The following is a 16,659-nucleotide window of genomic DNA, read 5'->3' as shown; positions in this document are numbered from 1 at the left end:
GGGCCTCGCCCCTCGAAGGGATACGCCATGCACGGGTCTGCCGACATCCGGTTGAGCTCGGTGGTCATGACCCATCCGCGAAGAAGCGGCCTGGCGCAGAAACTGGTCGAGCGCCTCCACCCCGAAGCGGTCACGCTGGTCCTCGACCCGCGTCCTGACGGCCCGCCCACGGGGCTGCGCACCGCCATCCAGGCCTGGTCACGCGTGCCCGCCGACGCGACACATCACCTGGTACTCCAGGACGACGCGGTGCCGGTCGACGACTTCTTCACCCAGGTGCGGGCCGCCGCCCGGGCCGTCCCCGACGCCGCGCTGGCCTTCTACGCCCACTGGCAGTCGCGCAACGCCGGCGCGGTCCGGCTCGCCGCCCTCGCCGGCCGCCGCTGGGCGCCCGCCATGCCGGAGTACACCCCCACCATGGCACTCCTGCTTCCCGCGGAGATCGCCGCGGGATTCGCTCCCTTCGCCCGCGAACACGGCGCGACCTGGGCCGACGACGTGGTGATGAGCCGGTACCTGCGCCAGGCCGGGGTCAGCGTGTACGTGTCGGCACCGAACCTCGTCGACCATGCCGACGAGCCGAGCATCCACGCCAACGGGGGCAGCGGACCGCGGCGTTCGGCCTGCCTCGCCCCGACGCCCACGAAGAGTGGCGCGTGGACCCTGACGGCCGAGGACGCCGACCCCGACTCGATCCCGTTCTTCAAGCAGGGCCGCGCCCAGGTCGTCACGCGCGTGAGTCCCGACGAGTGGACGACCCTCAGCGCGTCGCGGTACCTGGCCCGCATCGGTCTCGCCCCGGACAGCGACACGGAGGCGCTGGCCGCGCTCATCGACGACCCGGCGCCCGGGACGACGCGACTGGCCGGGCTCAAACGACGCGTCGCACCCGCCCTCCTGGAAGCGCACTGGCGGACCGCCTACCTGATGGGCGTGGTCAACGCCCACGAGCGGCGACACGCCCCCGACGCGGAGGCGGAGTCCGTGATGACGGCCGCTCTCGCCACCCTCGGCCCCGGTGGGCTGTGCACGCGCCTCGACGATGCCTCGCTCTCCGAACTGGAGCCGGCGCTCCTCGAACTCAGCCGGGCCGGCTACCACCTGGGGCAGCGGGTCGGGCGACGACTCGACCACGGTCCGAGTGGCCCGCGTCGTGGAGTGGGCCGCGGACGTCTGCTCCTCAGGGACGCCGTGCGCCGCCTCGCGTCGCCCCTGGCGCGTGGTCTCGCGGACCAGGGATGGGAGGTGTGGGTCGACCTCGAGAGGCCAGGAGATGCCGGCCGGCCGGTGCCGGACGATGCCGTGGCGCCCTACCCCGGCGTGCACCCGTACGTGCCCGCCCGGAGTCCCGCGACCTTCACCTCGGTCGTCGAGATCGTGGACGGCGCGGGACCGCGGCCCCGGCCGACCGACGCCGCGGACGGCTCCCACCGCCTCGTTCTGCTGACCGCGCCCGAGGGCACCACCCCCGACCGGCCAGGCACGGTGCCGGCCGGCCACACCGTGCTGCTGCTGGGCGACGTGTACGGCCCTGGCGTGCGCTCCGACTCGGCCCTCGGACTGGCCGTGCGGGACGCGCTGTTGTGCCAACCCGTGCGGTGGCGTGGCCGCCACGACGCGCTGTGGCAGCCCGTCTACGTCGACGACGTGGCCCAGGCGGTGCATCACGCGGCCGGCGGCGCGGCGGCCGGCACGTCGATCAACCTGCGGGCCTCCCCACCGCTCTCCTCCCGCGCGCTCGCCGACGCCGTCGTGCGTTCCGTGCGCCGGGTGCCCTTGGCGCTCCCCCCGGCCGCGACGGCCGGCCCGCATCCACCCGACACCCCGTCCGTTCCGGAGAGAGCGCCGGAGCTGCCCGGCTGGCCGGCCCGCACCGGGTTGGAGGACGGGTTACACGCCTGGTCCCAGTGGATCGCGTACGAGGAACCGCCGTCGGCCGGCGTGGTCGTGCCCGCGCCCCACGGAGGGGTCGACGGCCCCGCGACCCGCAGGCCGGTGTCCCGGCCATGACCGTCTCGCCCGACATCGTGCTGCGCACCACCTCGGCCACCGTGCCGTCACCCGGCGGTGCCAACCAGGACCTCTTCCTGACCGGGCCCCGGTTCGCTCTCGTCCTCGACGGCGCGACCCCGGAACCCGGTGCGGCCACCGGCTGCCGTCACGACGTCCCCTGGCTGGTGGCCGAACTGGCTGGCCAACTCGGACAGCGGTGCCTGGCGGACGGTGACCGGCGGACCCCTGTCGCCGTGCTCCTCGGCGAGGCGCTGACCGCGGTGGCCACCTCGCACGGCCGCACCTGCGACCTGGACAACCCGTGCAGCCCCAGCGCCACCCTCGCCCTCCTGCTCCTGCGCGACGACACGGCGGAGTACGCGGTCCTGGGCGACAGCACGGTGGCCCTGGGACGGGCGGACGGCACCGTGCACGCCGTCACCGACGACCGTCTCGACCGGCTCATCCACCTGCCCTGGGCCGAACTGCGCGGGTATCGCAACCGGCCGGGAGGCTTCTGGGTCGCCGGTGCGCGGCCCGAGGCCGCCGACCACGCCGTCACCGGCAACGCGTACCTGCCCGGTCTGACCGAGGTGGCCCTGCTCACCGACGGCGCGACGCGAGTCGTCGAGCGCTACGGCCAAAGCTGGGGGGACCTGTTCGGCCTCCTTCGCACCGGCGGCCCCACCGCGCTGATCGCCCGAACCAGGGAGTACGAGCGGGACACCGAACCAGGCCGTTATCCCGGCAAGCACCACGACGACGCCACCGCCGTGTACTGCCGCATCGAGGACGCCGCGACGGGCCGACCACCGGGCGATGCGCCAACCGACTGACGAAGAACACGACAGGACAACGCGAAGGCACGGCAGGAGGAGGTCACCTGATGTCGGAAAAGCTCGTGCTGGTCACCGGGGGAGCGGGTTTCGTGGGGAGCAGCCTGATCCGCAGACTGCTCGCGAACGACGAGGACCTACAGGTCGTCTCGGTCGACAACTACTTCACGGGCAGCGCCGCGCGGCACGTGCGCGACCCGCGAGCGCGTTACGTGCACGGCAACACCATCGACGTCATGGCGCTGTGGGACGACCTGCGGTTGGACGCCCCGGCGACGGTCTACCACCTCGGCGAGTACTCCCGCATCCCACAGTCCTTCGAGGAACCGGACCGGGTGTGGGAGTACAACCTCCGCGGCACCAAGGAGGTCGTGCGCCTGTGCCGGCGGTTCGACGCCAAACTCGTCTACGCGGCCTCCAGCTCGAGATTCGGCAACGACGGGCGCGACGAGAACCTGACGCCGTACTCGTGGACCAAGGCCAAGAACGTCGAGTTCATCAGGAACACCCACACATGGTTCGGGCTCGACCACGCCATCGCCTACTGCTACAACGTGTACGGACCGGGCCAGATCTCCGTCGGCCCCTACGCCACCGTCATCGGCATCTTCGAGGAGCAGTACCGCGCCGGGGAGCCGCTGACCGTCGCGGAGCCCGGCACCCAGAGCCGGGACTTCACCCACGTCGACGACATCGTGGCGGGCCTCGTGCTGTGCGCCGAACGCGGCTTCGGGGACGGCTACCTGCTGGGCCGCGGCGAGGAACTGCAGATCATCGAGGTGGCCCGGATGTTCGGAGCCGACACGATCATGATTCCTCCGCGCCGTGGTGAGCGGTACCGAGGGCTGGCGGACACCTCCCTGGCCCGGTCCATCGGCTGGGAGCCGAAGATTTCGCTGGCCGACTACGTCGCCGAGGTCGTCAAGCACACGACCAGCGACGGTGCGGCCGCCCGCGCCGGGACCGACGCCCCGCAGGCCGTACGAAGCGCACGCTGATCCCTGCTTCGACAGTCCACCTTCGAATGACCGGAAGAAAGGCAGCAGGTTTCATGATCCTGACCGGTCCTGAAATTATCGCCGCCACGAGAGTCGGAAAGATATCAATATCCCCGTTCAGTCGGGATCAGGTGAATCCGAACAGCTACAACATATGCCTCGGAGAGACCTTGGTCACCTACGCGGACGGCGTTATCGACGCGTATCGACCCAACCCCACAGAGGTCACGAAGATAGACTCGGAAGGCTTCGTCCTGCGCCCGGAGCAGCTCTATCTGGGGCACACGGTCGAGGAGGTCGGGTCCGACGTCTTCGTCCCGCTCCTCTTTGGCCGCTCCTCGGTCGGACGGCTCGGACTCTTCGTGGAGATAACCGCCCCGATCGGCGATATCGGGTTCCACGGCCAGTGGACTCTGATGTTATCCGCCGTCAGGCCGCTGCGCGTCTATCCCGGCATGAAGATCGGCCAGATCATGTTCTTCGTCTCACACGGCGACATCGAGCTCTACTCCGGCAAGTACCAGAGGGCCGTGGGACCGCAGGAGTCACGCTACTGGCGAGACAAGATGGGAACGACGTGATTCTCACGAGCCGGAAGATAGCCAGGTCCGTCGAGACCGGCGACATCGTCATCAGCCCTTTCGATGCCCGACGTCTCTCGCCGAACGCTTACGACTGGCGGCTCGGCGACACCATCCGGGTGTGCGAGAACGACCTCGACGCGGCCCGCCCCTCGGAATTCACCGAACAGACGATCCCCGAGAGCGGCATGGTGCTGCTGCCGGGCAGGATCTACCTCGGCGTCACCTACGAGCGCACCTACTCCGAGCGGTACGCGCAGATGATCAACGGGGACCGCACCATCGGGGCGCTGGGCGTCTGGGTCCATGTCTCGGCGCCCCTGGGGCACGTTGGCCACGCCATCAGGTGGACCCTGGAAATCCGGGTCGTCCGGCCGGTGCGGATCTACCCACGGATGACCTTCGGGAAGATCATATTCCTCAGCACCAGTGGCCAGAACGCCAGTTACCAGCAGATGGGCCGCAAGTACACCAGGAGCGTCGGCATCGACACCTCACGCTTGTACGAGGAGTTCGGATGAGGGTTCTCACCGGAATCGACCTCCCCTACGGCAGCCCCGGCGGAAGCATGGAACTCGTGCGGGACATCTACCTGGGCCCTGATTCCCCACTCCCCGCCGACGTCTTCATGCTGCCCCCGGAGCACGACGGCGAGCCCGACGCCTCCGGTCTGCCGGCCCTGCTTCCGGTAACGGGAAAGAGTGTCTCCGGCGAGGAGTTCTGGTCCTACGTCGACCGGCTGACGACCCAGGTGCTGACAAGGTTCTCCGCCGTCGACTACGAGGTCATCCACTGCCAGCACCTGACGTTCGGAGCGACGCCCTCCCTCATGCGGGCGTTTCCGGCCCAGTCGAAGATCGCGCTCGTCCACGGCACCGACCTCCTGTACGCGGAGGAGAACCCGACCCAGGCCGAGGTGCTACGGCAGACGGTCGCGGCAGCCGCCGCGGTCGTCGTCCCCACGCGGGCGATGGAGAGCCGACTGCGGAGGATCTCCCCCGTTTCCCCTCGCCACGTCCGTCACATCCCCTGGGGGGTGCCCGACGAACTGCTGCGACGCCGGCCCTCGCCTCCCGAGCGGCGCCACGGGACGCTTCGGGTCCTCTACGCGGGCCGCCTGTCAGCGGAGAAGATCACGTCCGACGTCGTCGAGACGATCGCGGGACTCGCCGGAGTCACGTTGAGCGTGGCCGCACCCGTCGCCGAGTACGCCCGCCTCGCCGACCGGACCGACATGTCGCGCGTCCGCTACCTCGGGTGGCTGTCCCGGGAACAGCTCTGGCGCGAGTTCCGCCAGCACGACGCGCTCATCGTCCCGTCGCTCAAGCTGGAGGCGTTCGGGCTGGTGGTGATCGAGGCACAGGCCTGCGCGCTGCCCGTGCTCTACCAGCCGGTGCCCGGCCTCGCAGAGGTCATGGGCGACAGCGGGATCCCGGTCGACTTCGGGAAGCCACGGGAACTCGCCACGCTCCTCGCACGGGTGAGCAGATCTCGCACCGCCCTGGACGACATCCGCTCCGCGGGACTGACCAACTGCGCGCGCTTCCCGCTGTCGCGAACCGTCGCCGAACTCGCGGGCCTGTCAGCGACGGTGGCCCGATAGCGCGACGGCGCGCCCGACCCGACCCCCCGCGAGAGCGATGCGCCCAGGAGCCGATCGTGACGAAGAGTTCGCCTGAGACCGACTGCGTGTTCTGTGCCATCGTCGCCGGGCGGCAGGCCGCCGCCGTGGTCTTCGAGGACGACCTCACGATGGCGTTTCTCGACATCACGGCCGTCATGGAGGGACACACCCTGGTGATCCCCAAGTCGCACGCCACGGATCTCTGGGACATCTCGCAGCGGGATGCCGTCGCCGTGATGCGAACGGTCCATCTGATGGCCCGAAGAATCCGCGATGTCCTGGAGCCGGACGGGCTGACGCTGTTCCAGGCGAACCGCGAGGCGGGGTGGCAGGACGTTTTCCACCTCCACGTGCACCTCGTGCCCCGCATGGCGGCTGACACCCTGTCCCGCCCGTGGACGGCCGGACCGAAACCACTGAGCGCCCTGCGGACGACGCGTGACCGGCTCGCGACGCCGGCCGGCCGGGACCGACGACGCCGACTCGGCGACGAGGACAGGACAGCGACATGAGCGAGCGGATCCGGGCCCTGGTGTTCGACTTCGACGGGCTGATCGCCGACACCGAGGTGCTGTGGCTGGCGGTCCTCACCAGGCTCTACCGCTCGCAGCGCCAGGAACTACCCTATGACCGGTACCTGGCGGCCGTCGGCGGCACGGTGGAGGACTTCGACCCGTACGCGCTCCTGGCAGCCCGCGGCGTGGGGCCGAGCGCGGCCGAGTTGGAGGAGCAGGGACTTCGTCTTTTCCGGAGCTGGATGGCGCACGAGGAGCCCATGCCGGGAGTCCGGCGGCTGGTCGCCGAGGCCCGGAGGCGCGGCCTCGCCCTGGGCGTCGCCACCAGTTCCCGGGCGAGCCACGTCCTGCCGTACCTCCGCCAGTTCTCGCTGCACGACGCGTTCGCCACGGTCGTCACCGCGGATGACGTCACCAGGACCAAGCCGGCGCCCGACCTCTACCTGCGGGCGGCTCGGCGGCTCGGCGTGGCCCCCGCAAGCGTGGTGGCCTTCGAGGATTCGAGCCGCGGGGTGCGGGCCGCGAAGGCGGCGGGTACCTTCTGCGTGGCAGTGCCGCACGTGCTCTCGCGGTCGCACGATTTCGACGGGGCGGATCTTCGCCTCGACTCACTGTCCCTCTGCGACGTGGACGACCTGGTCGAGTTGGTGTCCGCGACACCGTAGAGGTCAACGAACGGGAGGGGCGTTGGCTGGTCGAGGGCGTTTCGCGGTGCTCGCCGAACGCGACTTCAGGCTCTTCTTCACGGGATACGCGGCCTCCGTACTGGGCATCTCGATGGTGCCGGTCGCCCTCACGTTCGCGGTGCTCCAGCAGGGTGGCAGCGTCAGCGACGTCGGTTACGTGTTGGCCGCCCAGACCATCCCGCTCGTCGCACTTCTCCTGTTCGGAGGCGTCCTGGCAGACCGGCTGCCGCGCAAGACCGTCATCATCACCGCCGACCTGGTTCGTTGCGTCAACGAGCTGCTCCTGGCCATCCTGTTGATCACCGGTCACGCGCCCCTGTGGATGCTCGTCATCTCGGCGGCGGTACTCGGTGCCGGACAGTCCGTGTCCCTTCCCGCGCTTTCCGGCATGGCACCCCAGGTGGTCAGTGCGGAACGGCTGCAGGACGCCAACGCCCTGCGAGGCGTGGCCGAATCCGGCAGCCGGATCCTCGGCCCGGCGATCGCCGGCGTCGTGGTGACCTCTGCCGGCGCCGGCTGGGCCATCGCGATCGACGCCGCCAGCCACGCGGTGGACGCCTTCTTCCTGAGCAGGCTGAGTCCGCCGGCTCCGCAGCCGGCGGACGACGGTCCCGTCTGGCGACAACTCCGGGTCGGGTGGCAGGAGTTCCGGTCCCGGACCTGGTTGTGGGTGATCACGCTGCACTTCGGCCTGTTCAACATGCTGGCCGTCGCACCGTTCGCCGTGCTGGGGGCGGTGCTCGCCAGCGAACACTTCGGTGGAGCGCAGGCGTGGGGGCTCCTGCTCGCCGCCCAGGGCATCGGGGCGATGGTCGGCGGGCTCGGCGCCCTCGGCGTCCGGTTCGCCCGCCCGCTCGTGGTTGCCGCGCTCTGCACGATGCTCTTCGCCCTTCCCATGATCATGCTGGCGGCCAGAGCGCCCTTCGCGGTCGTCGTGGCCGCGGCCTTCGTGACCGGGGCGGGCATCGCGATCTTCGACATGTCGTGGGAGACCACCCTGCAGCGAAACGTTCCACCCGAGGCGCTCTCGCGTGTGGCCGCGTACGACGGGCTGGGTTCCTTCGCCCTCCTGCCGGTGGGTTACGCCCTCGTCGGACCCCTCTCCGTCGCCCTGGGCGACGAGACCACCGTCTGGGGATCCGCGGCCTGGGTGGTGGCCACGGCCCTGGTCGTGCTGACGGTACCCAGCGTGCGCCGGTTGCGCCACGACGTCCCGCCCCGCCCCAACGCGGCCCCGTCCGGGCCCGCGGACCCGGCGCCTCGAACGACACGTCCGGGGTGATTCCATGGGGTCCGTGCACCGCGGATCCGACCGATGACGCCGGTGGGACGGACGGGCCACCGGCGCCTCGTGGTGGCCCGTCCGCCGGTTCACGCCGTGTGCAGGGTCAGCCCGTACGCGGCCAGGATCTCGTTGACCGGCTGGTACCAGGTCTCACCGCCGCCGGAGCAGTTGCCCCAGCCGCCCGAGGTGACGCCCTGGGCCTGGTCGCCGCTGATGTAGGAGCCCCCGGAATCGCCGGGCTCCGCGCAGACGCTCGTCTTGGTGAGTTGGTGGACGGTCTCGCCCGAGCTGTAGTTGACCGTCTCGTTCTTCGCGAGCACGGTGCCGCAGTGCCATCCGGTGGTGGACCCCGAGCGGCAGATCGAGGCGCCGACGGGCGCCTCCGCGGAGCCGCGCACCAGCGCGTCGGAGACCGTGCCCCAGCCGAGGACGACCGGCTCCGTCCACCAGCCGTTGCCCACGCTGACCCAGGCGTAGTCGTTGTCGGGGAAGGACGAGCCGCGGAACTCGCCGATGCGCGTGCCGTCCCAGCCGCTGACTGCGGTGCCGGGCGAGCCGCAGTGGCCCGCGGTGACGAATCCGCCGTGCACCGAGAAGCCGATGGAGCACCGGACCGAGCCCGTGTAGTACGGATCCCCGCCGACCGTGCCGGCGGCGAAGGTCTCCGGCGCCTGGCCGACGTCCGCCCGGACGGTCACCGGGCCCTCCCGCCGCGCGTCGGCGAGGAACGCGGCGACGTCGGCGTCGGACCCGGCTCCCTCGACGACCTCAACGACCACGCTGTTGGCGCGCGGGTCAACGCTCCAGCTGCTGACGCCCGCGGGCGCCCCGTCCGCCCCGGCCAACTCGTCGAGCGCGGCCAGGGTGGCGTCGAGGGTCCGCTCGGTGTGGCGGACCGACTCGACCTCGGCGCCGGTGGCCCGTACGGGCTCGGCGTACTCCCGGTCCGTCACGCCCACGACCAGGTCCCCGGTCTCGGGGTCGAACCAGCTCCCGCCGAACGCCTCGCCGGCCGCGCGGCGCGCCGCCGGCTCGATCGCGATGGCGTTCGCCTCCTGCTCCAGCCGCTCCGCGGCCTCGTCCTCGGTCAGTCCGAGATCGCGCTGCAGGGCGTTCACCAGCCCTGGTTCCGCCGCGGGTTCCTCCGCGGCGACCGCGTGCGTGCCACTCAGCGCGCCGACGATCAGCAGCGCGGACAGGGACAGGCGTATGCCTACGGTACGTCTCATGTGGGGGTTCTCCTTCTGCGTTCTACCGATGGGGCGGAACAGTGGAGACCGAGAGCGCTCTCATCCTCTCCGAGGGAGAGTAGAGCTGTGGCATGCACATGTCTAGACCAACGACGCCCCGGCGCCGCCGGACAGGGCCTGGGCGGGACGCACCTCCACGGGGGTGGTCATCACGCGGGCGCCCTCGATGGCGCGTGGGCCGGTGCCGGTGATCTCGAAACGGGTGGTGAGGGGGAGGTCCTCGGCGGAGTGGCCGACGGCGAGGGTGAAGGCGCCGGGTTCGACGATGCGGTGGTGGTCGAGGCCGGTGAACGAGGTGCGGTCGGCGTGCAGGCGGAAGCTGACCTGGCAGCTCTCGCCGGGGGCGAGGCGGACGCGGGCGTAGCCGACGAGTTCCCGGACGGGGCGGGTGACCTGGGCGACCTCGTCGGACAGGTAGAGCTGGACGACGTCCTCGCCCTCGCGCGCGCCGGTGTTGCGGACCAGGAGGGTGGCGGTGAGCGTGCCGTCGGCGGGGATGGAGGCTGCGGACAGGGCCAGGTCCTCGAAGGCGAAGGTGGTGTACGAGCCGCCGTGGCCGAGGGGGTAGAGGGGGGTGGGGTCGAGGTTGGAGATGCCCTCGCTGTAGCGGCCCAGGGGCGGGGCGAGGTAGGTGCCGGGCTGGCCGCCGGGGTCGCGGGGGATGCTGACCGGCAGGTGGCCGCTCGGGTTGACGCGGCCGGTGAGCACGCCGGCGATGGCCGGGCCGCCCTCCTCGCCGGGGAGGAACGCCTGGACGACGGCGGCGCAGCGGTCGGCGTACGGCCCGAGGGCGTAGGGGCGTCCGGACACGACGACGAGGACGGTCGGGGTGCCGGTCGCGAGGACGGCCTCGACGAGCCGCGGTTGGGCGCCGGGAAGGGAGAGATCTGGGGCGTCGCAGCCCTCGCCCGAGGTGCCGCGGCCGAAGAGGCTCGCCAGGTCGCCGACGCACAGGACGGCGAGGTCGGCGTCGCGGGCGGCCGCCACCGCGGCCGGGATGCCGGAGGTGTCGGGGTCGCGGACGGGGACGCCCTGGGCGTACTCGATCCGGGCGTCCGGGAGTTCGGCGTGGAGCGCCGCCCTGAGGGAGTCGACGCGGATGCCGGTGCCGTGCTCCTCGTAGCGGGACAGCACGTGGTTGGGGAAGGAGTAGCAGCCGAGGAAGGTGCGGGGGTCGTCGGCGCAGGGGCCGAGCAGGGCGATGCGGGAGGGCGGACTCGCGGAGGGAGCGGAGAGGGGCAGCGTGTCGTGGGGGTTGGCGAGGAGGATCACGGACTTCTCGGCGAGCTGGCGGGCCAGGGCGCGGTTGGCCGGGGAGTCGAGATCGAGGTCGTGGTCGGGGTCGCGATCGGTGCCGGGCCTGGTGTCGGTCTCGGGGGTGGGCTGCCAGTCGGGGTCGAGGAGGCCGAGTCGGATCTTCTGGGTGAGGACGCGGCGGGCGGCGCGGTCGATCAACGCGTCGGGGACGTCGGCCTCTCCCAGCCGGGCGTAGGCGTCGGTGGCGGGGAGTTCGACGTCGATGCCGGCCTGCAGGGCGAGGGCGCCCGAGCTCGCGCGGTCGGGGCTGACGCGGTGCATCAGGTCGAGGAAGGCGATGGCCCAGTAGTCCGAGACGACCGTGCCGGTGAAGCCCCACTGCTCGCGGAGGGTGGTGGTGAGGAGCTGGGCGTGGGCGGCGGCGGGGCGGCCGTCGATGTCGGAGTAGGAGTTCATCACGGAGCCCGCGCCGCCCTCGCGGACCGCCATCTCGAACGGCGGCAGGATGGTGTCGGCGAACTCCCGCGGCCCGATGGGCACGGGCGCGTGGTTGCGGCCGGCGCGGGCGGCGGAGTAGCCGGCGAAGTGCTTGAGGGTCGCGATGATCCCGCTGGACTGCAGCCCGCGCACGTAGGCGGTGCCGAGCGTGGCGACGAGGTACGGATCCTCGCCCATGGTCTCCTCGACCCGGCCCCAGCGGTAGTCCCGGACGACGTCGAGCACCGGCGAGAGGCCCTGGTGGACGCCGACGGCGCGCATGTCGCGGCCGATGGCCTCGGACATGGCCTGGACCAGGTCGGGCGCGAAGGTCGCGGCCCAGGCGAGGGGGGCGGGGTAGACCGTCGCGCCGAGGGTGGTGAAGCCGGTGAGGCACTCCTCGTGAACGATGGCGGGGATGCCGAGGCGGGTGGCGGTGGTGAGGTGCCGCTGCCGGCCGCGCAGCCGGGCGACGCCGGCGGCCGGCGTGACCGGCTCGCTGCCGAAGACGCGCGTGAGGTGGCCGAGGCCGTGGGCGGTCGCCTCCTCGAAGGCGCGACGGCCGGCGGCGAAGGCGTGCTCCAGCGGCGCGATCGCACCCCTCTCGGGTCCGGTGGGGGTGTCGGCCGAGGACCGCCAGTGGCTGCCGAGCTGGGCGAGCTTCTCCTCCCGGGTCATGGCGGCGAGGAGGGCCTCGACCCGCTCGTGGGTGGGGAGGTGGGGATCGCGCCACGGGGCGTGCTCGGACATGGGGGGGCGCTCCTTCGATGGTGCAGGTGGGGCGAGGGATCACTTGCTGAAGCCGGCGGTGAGGCCGGAGACGAGGTGGCGGCGCGCGAGGACGTACGCGGCGAGCATCGGCAGGACCGACAGCACGACCGAGGCCAGCAGGGCCGGTACGTCGGCGGAGAACTCCCCCTCGAAGGCCCACAGGGACAGCGGCAGGACGCGCTGGTCCTGGGACTGGGTGAGGACGAGGGGGAAGAGGAAGCCGTTCCACACCTGGAGCGCGTCGTACACGCCGACCGTCACCAGGGCGGGGCGGGTCAGCGGCAACGCCAGACTCCACAGCGTGCGCCACTCCCCCGCGCCGTCCATCCGCATCGACTCGAAGAGCTCGCGCGGCACGTCGCGGAGGAAGTTCACCAGGATGAGGACGGTGAGGGGGATGGCGAAGGCGATCGACGGCAGGGCGATCGCCAGGAGGGTGTCGTAGAGCTGGAGCTCGACGATGAGGTAGTAGACGGGGATGATCGCCGCCTGCAGGGGGATCGCGATGCCGAGCAGGATCGCGCGGAAGAGGTTGACGGCGAACCGGGTGCGGCTGCGGACGACGACGTACGCCGCCATCAGCGAGGCGGCGAGGGTGACCGCGACCGCGCCGACGGTGACGAGGACGCTGTTGAGGAAGTAGTGGGTGAAGTCGGCTTCCAGGACGCGCTGGTAGGCGTCGAGGGTGGGGTGGGAGGGGAAGGAGAACGGGTTCTCCCTGAAGTAGTCCTCGCGGGGGCGGAGACTGGTGACGACGATGTAGTAGATGGGGAGGATGATGACCGCCAGCCACAGCCAGCCGCCGAGCGCGCCCAGGACGTTGTAGCGCCCGTTCGGCCGGTTCGGCTTGCTGATCCGGCCAACCCCACCGGCGCGGCTGACCCGGTTCATACGCCCTCCCGTTGGCTGTCCATGCGGCTGGCGCCGGTGAAGCGGTTGAGGCCGAGCGCGACGGCGAGGCCGACGGCGGCCAGGACGAGGGCGATGACGCTGGCCCTGCCCATCTCGTACGAGCGGAAGCCCGTCAGGTACATGTCCAGCGGCAGCACGCGGGTGGCGTCGCCAGGACCGCCGCCCGTCAGCACGAAGATGAGGTCGAAGTAGGTCAGCGAGCCGACGATCATCAGCGTGGAGGAGGTCACCATCGTGTACTTCAGCTGCGGCAGGGTGATCCGCCAGAACTGCGTCCACGTGCCCGCGCCGTCGATCCGCGCCGCCTCGTACAGCTCGACGGGGATCTGGCGGACGCCCGCCTGGTAGATCAGCGCGTGGAACGGGATGAACGACCAGCCGATCACGAAGACCACGACGTAGAGGGCGAGGTCGGGATCGCCCAGCCAGTCCCGCGCCAGGGCGTCGATGCCGAGCCCCGTGCCGAGGCCGAAGTTCGGGTCCACCAGGGCCTGGAAGGCGATGGCGACGCCGGCGGAGCTGAAGAGGAGCGGCAGGAAGTACAGCACGGACAGCAGCGCCCGGTACCGCTGCCGGCCCGCCGTGAAGACGCCGAGCAGCAGGGAGATCGGCGCCTGGAAGACGAAGGAGAGGGCGGTGAGCTTCACGGTGAGCCAGACCGCCTCGCGGGTGACGGGGTCGTCGATCACCTCGCGCCAGTTGTCCAGGCCCGTCCAGAGGGGGTCGTTCAGGCCGTCCCAGGACATGAACGACAGCACCACGACGCCGAGCAGGGGCAGCACGGCGAAGAGGCCGAAGAGGAGCAGGGCGGGCGCCGCCATCCACGGCGTGGGGCCGGCGGCGGCGCCCGTCTCGCTCCTCGTACGCCGTCCCTTCACAGCGTCGCGTCCATGGCCGAGGAGAAGTCCTCGGGTGTGATCTCGCCGAGGAACAGCTTGCTGAGGTTGGTCAGCAGTTCCTGAGCCTGCGCGGGCGGCAGGGCCTGGTCCCAGGAGAGCTGGAAGTGGTCCGCGTCGCGCACCATGCCGTAGACGAACTCCAGGTAGTCGGCGTCGTCCTGCTCGGCGATGCGGTCCTCCAGGCCCGCGACGGGCGGCACGGTGCCGTTGTCGAGCAGCGCGTCGATGTGCTCGTCGTTGAAGAGCGCCTCGTTCAGGTACTCGGTGGCGGTCTCCTGGGACTGGGCGGGCGAGTCAGCGGAGATGGACCAGAAGTTGGACGGGTTGCCGACGATGTTCGACGGGTCGCCCGCGCCGCCCTCGATGGTCGGGAAGGTGGTGTAGCCGAGGTTCCCGTCGGCGACGAAGTCGGGCGCGTCCTGGACGAAGGTCGGGTAGACCCAGCTGCCCTGGAGAAGCATGGCCGCCGTTCCCGAGTGGACGAGGGCGACGTCGGCGCCGCCGTCGGCGGTCACGGAGGCGAAGCCGTCGCCGAACGCCCCGGCGTCGACCAGTTCCCTGATGCGGCTGGTGGCCTCGATGATCGCGGGGTCGGACCAGGCGCCGGGCTCGCCGTCCAGCACGCGCTGGAACACCTCGGGCCCGCCGATCCGGTCGGTCAGGTACTGGATGTACATCAGCTCGGGCCACACGCTCTGGCCGGCCAGCCCGAGGGGGGTGACGCCGGTGTCCTTGAGCGCCTCGACCGCGTCGAGCAACTCCTGCCACGTGGTGGGCGGCTCCACCCCGGCGTCGGCCAGCAGCTGCCGGTTGTAGTAGAGGACGACGGGCTGGCTCTGGTTGTTGGGCACGGCGTACGTCCGGCCGTCGATGACACCGCTCGCGGCGACGGACGGCAGCACGCGGTCCATGACGTCGCTGGTCTCGTCGGTGATGTCGGTGACCCGGCCGCCCTCGGCGTAGTCGGCGAGCGTGCCGCCGGCCCACGAGAAGATGAGCGTGGGCGCGTTGCCGGAGCCGACGGCCGTGCGGATCTTCTCCTTGTAGGCGTCGTTGGCGTACCACTCGGCGCTGATCTGCTGGTCTGGGTGGTCCTCGTTCCAGGCCTCGAACGAGGCGCGGAACGGCGCTTCCGAGCCTCCGGTCAACGCCCATGCGGTGGCGCCGCCATCGCGCTCGCCGCCGCCGGGCTCGGAGCCGCAGGCGCTCAGCGCGACCGCGGAGATGGCGGCGGCCACGGCCAGGAGCGTTCTTCCGGTCTTCCTCAGCTTCATCGCGTGAGTCCCTTCTCGACCGACAGGGAAGCCGACAGCGTCAACGAAAAAGTTTCTCGCTGTTTACTAAACAGGGTCGAAACGTAGGGGCGCCACATTCCGCTGTCAATAGAAAGTCGCAGCAAGACATCACGAAACTGTTTCGTTGAACGACGTGTACAGTGACGTCCCATGGCGGGAACGATCAGCGGACGCGCGACCCTGGAGGCGGTCGCGCGCGCGGCGGGGGTGTCCAAGGCCACCGTGTCCAAGGTCCTCAACGGCCGCCCCGGCGTCTCGGCCGAGACGCGCGCCCACGTGCGGCGAGTGCTGCGCGGGGTCGGCTACACCCCGACCACGGGACCGCGCGACTCCGCGCCGCCGGCGGGGGCGTTGCAGGCCGTCTTCAGCCAACTCTTCAGCCCGTACTCGATGCACATCCTGGACGGTGTGCTGGCGGGCGCCCGCGACCTGGGCGTCGAGGTGGTCACCAGCGTGTTGCAGCAGGGCGCCGGAGCGCGGGCGACCGCGACCCCGGCCTCGCCCGGCGTCGCGTGGATCGAGGAGCTCAGCGCCCGCGGGCGGGCCGGGTTGATCGTCGTGACCTCCGAACTCGCCCCGGAGGAGATCGCCGCCTGCGACCGCCTGGGACTCGGCCTGGTCGTGGTCGACCCGCGCAATCCACTCGACGAGAACGTCGTCAGTGTCGGGGCCACGAACTGGGCCGGCGGCGTGCGGGCGACCGAGCACCTGCTCTCGCTCGGCCACCGCCGCATCGCCTACGCGGGCGGGCCCGACCGCTCCGTCCCGGCCCGCGAGCGGCTGCACGGCTACCGCGAGGCGCTGGAGACCGCGGGCGTCGCGGTCGATCCGGCGCTGACGCTGCACGACGACTTCGCCGCCGACGCCGGGCGGCGCATGGCCGAGATCCTGCTGGACCGGGACGACCCACCGACCGCCGTCTTCGCGGGAAGCGACCTCATCGCCATGGGCGTCTTCCAGGCCGCCCGCGCCCGGGGCCTGACCGTGCCCACCGACCTCAGCGTCGTCGGCTTCGACGACACCTACGGGGCGCCGTGGACCGACCCGCCCCTGACCACCATCAACCAGCCGCTGCTGGACATGGGCCGGGTGGCCACCCGCACCGTCCTGCAGCTGGCGCGGGGCGAGACACCCGACTCCCACCACGTCCAGCTGGCGACCCGCCTGGTCGTCCGGGACTCGACCGCCCCTCCTCCATCCGCCGGTCCGGACCACGACTGACCATGTGATCGCACCGCGACGCGGCCCGGCCCGGCCCGGTGCGTCAGACTGGGCCCGGCG

15 protein-coding genes are annotated in these 16,659 nt (G+C 71.3%); 10 read left to right on the top strand and 5 right to left on the bottom strand.

What is annotated here, in order from left to right:
- Window positions 1–27 precede the first annotated feature (27 nt).
- Genes ABGB06_RS34800 through ABGB06_RS34760 form a run of 9 tightly spaced genes read left to right on the top strand, consistent with a single transcriptional unit; the run spans window position 28 to window position 8,514 of the window.
- Complete coding sequence (locus ABGB06_RS34800; RefSeq protein ID WP_347597971.1) at window positions 28–2,010, top strand: hypothetical protein; 1,983 nt, start codon at window positions 28–30, stop codon at window positions 2,008–2,010.
- Window positions 2,007–2,828 (top strand): protein phosphatase 2C domain-containing protein, encoded by an 822-nt coding sequence (locus ABGB06_RS34795; protein WP_347597968.1) that lies wholly within the window; start codon window positions 2,007–2,009, stop codon window positions 2,826–2,828. The genes ABGB06_RS34800 and ABGB06_RS34795 overlap by 4 nt, the downstream gene beginning before the upstream one ends.
- Before the next feature lie 50 nt (window positions 2,829–2,878).
- Complete coding sequence (locus tag ABGB06_RS34790) at window positions 2,879–3,826, top strand: NAD-dependent epimerase/dehydratase family protein (RefSeq protein WP_347597965.1); 948 nt, start codon at window positions 2,879–2,881, stop codon at window positions 3,824–3,826.
- 53 nt (window positions 3,827–3,879) lie between these two features.
- Window positions 3,880–4,407, top strand: a complete 528-nt coding sequence (dcd, locus tag ABGB06_RS34785; RefSeq protein WP_347598097.1) for a dCTP deaminase — start codon at window positions 3,880–3,882, stop codon at window positions 4,405–4,407.
- Entirely contained in the window at window positions 4,404–4,928 is a 525-nt protein-coding gene (locus tag ABGB06_RS34780) for a deoxycytidine triphosphate deaminase (RefSeq protein WP_347597962.1), read from the top strand. Before dcd ends, ABGB06_RS34780 begins: the two co-directional genes overlap by 4 nt.
- Window positions 4,925–6,010 (top strand): glycosyltransferase family 4 protein, encoded by a 1,086-nt coding sequence (locus ABGB06_RS34775; protein ID WP_347597959.1) that lies wholly within the window; start codon window positions 4,925–4,927, stop codon window positions 6,008–6,010. The genes ABGB06_RS34780 and ABGB06_RS34775 overlap by 4 nt, the downstream gene beginning before the upstream one ends.
- A 56-nt stretch (window positions 6,011–6,066) precedes the next feature.
- Window positions 6,067–6,543, top strand: a complete 477-nt coding sequence (locus ABGB06_RS34770; protein WP_347597956.1) for an HIT domain-containing protein — start codon at window positions 6,067–6,069, stop codon at window positions 6,541–6,543.
- Window positions 6,540–7,211: an HAD family hydrolase gene (locus ABGB06_RS34765; protein ID WP_347597953.1), complete on the top strand. Its 672-nt coding sequence runs from the start codon at window positions 6,540–6,542 to the stop codon at window positions 7,209–7,211. Before ABGB06_RS34770 ends, ABGB06_RS34765 begins: the two co-directional genes overlap by 4 nt.
- Before the next feature lie 22 nt (window positions 7,212–7,233).
- A complete protein-coding gene (locus ABGB06_RS34760; RefSeq protein ID WP_347597950.1) occupies window positions 7,234–8,514 on the top strand; it encodes an MFS transporter in 1,281 nt (426 codons plus the stop codon).
- 89 nt (window positions 8,515–8,603) lie between these two features.
- On the opposite strand, the gene ABGB06_RS34755 is transcribed toward ABGB06_RS34760, so the two are convergent.
- The 5 genes from ABGB06_RS34755 to ABGB06_RS34735 all read right to left on the bottom strand — a co-directional run bounded on the left by ABGB06_RS34755 (window position 8,604) and on the right by ABGB06_RS34735 (window position 15,357).
- Window positions 8,604–9,746 (bottom strand): S1 family peptidase, encoded by a 1,143-nt coding sequence (locus ABGB06_RS34755; protein ID WP_347597947.1) that lies wholly within the window; start codon window positions 9,744–9,746, stop codon window positions 8,604–8,606.
- Between the two features lie 102 nt (window positions 9,747–9,848).
- Complete coding sequence (locus tag ABGB06_RS34750; RefSeq protein WP_347597944.1) at window positions 9,849–12,251, bottom strand: glycoside hydrolase family 3 N-terminal domain-containing protein; 2,403 nt, start codon at window positions 12,249–12,251, stop codon at window positions 9,849–9,851.
- A 39-nt stretch (window positions 12,252–12,290) separates the two neighbouring features.
- Complete coding sequence (locus ABGB06_RS34745; protein ID WP_347597941.1) at window positions 12,291–13,163, bottom strand: carbohydrate ABC transporter permease; 873 nt, start codon at window positions 13,161–13,163, stop codon at window positions 12,291–12,293.
- A complete protein-coding gene (locus tag ABGB06_RS34740) occupies window positions 13,160–14,005 on the bottom strand; it encodes a sugar ABC transporter permease (RefSeq protein ID WP_347598094.1) in 846 nt (281 codons plus the stop codon). The genes ABGB06_RS34745 and ABGB06_RS34740 overlap by 4 nt, the downstream gene beginning before the upstream one ends.
- Window positions 14,006–14,058: 53 nt before the next feature.
- The gene (locus tag ABGB06_RS34735; RefSeq protein WP_347597938.1) at window positions 14,059–15,357 is read right to left on the bottom strand and encodes an extracellular solute-binding protein; all 1,299 of its coding nucleotides are present in this window, start codon (window positions 15,355–15,357) and stop codon (window positions 14,059–14,061) included.
- 171 nt (window positions 15,358–15,528) lie between these two features.
- Here ABGB06_RS34735 and ABGB06_RS34730 point away from each other — a divergent pair, with 171 nt between their 5' ends.
- Window positions 15,529–16,599: a LacI family DNA-binding transcriptional regulator gene (locus tag ABGB06_RS34730; protein WP_347597935.1), complete on the top strand. Its 1,071-nt coding sequence runs from the start codon at window positions 15,529–15,531 to the stop codon at window positions 16,597–16,599.
- Window positions 16,600–16,659: the final 60 nt, after the last annotated feature.

This window comes from Streptomyces sp. B6B3 (genome assembly GCF_039871525.1).
Classification (GTDB): domain Bacteria; phylum Actinomycetota; class Actinomycetes; order Streptomycetales; family Streptomycetaceae; genus Streptomyces.
This window is presented reverse-complemented; position numbering and strand designations above follow the sequence as displayed.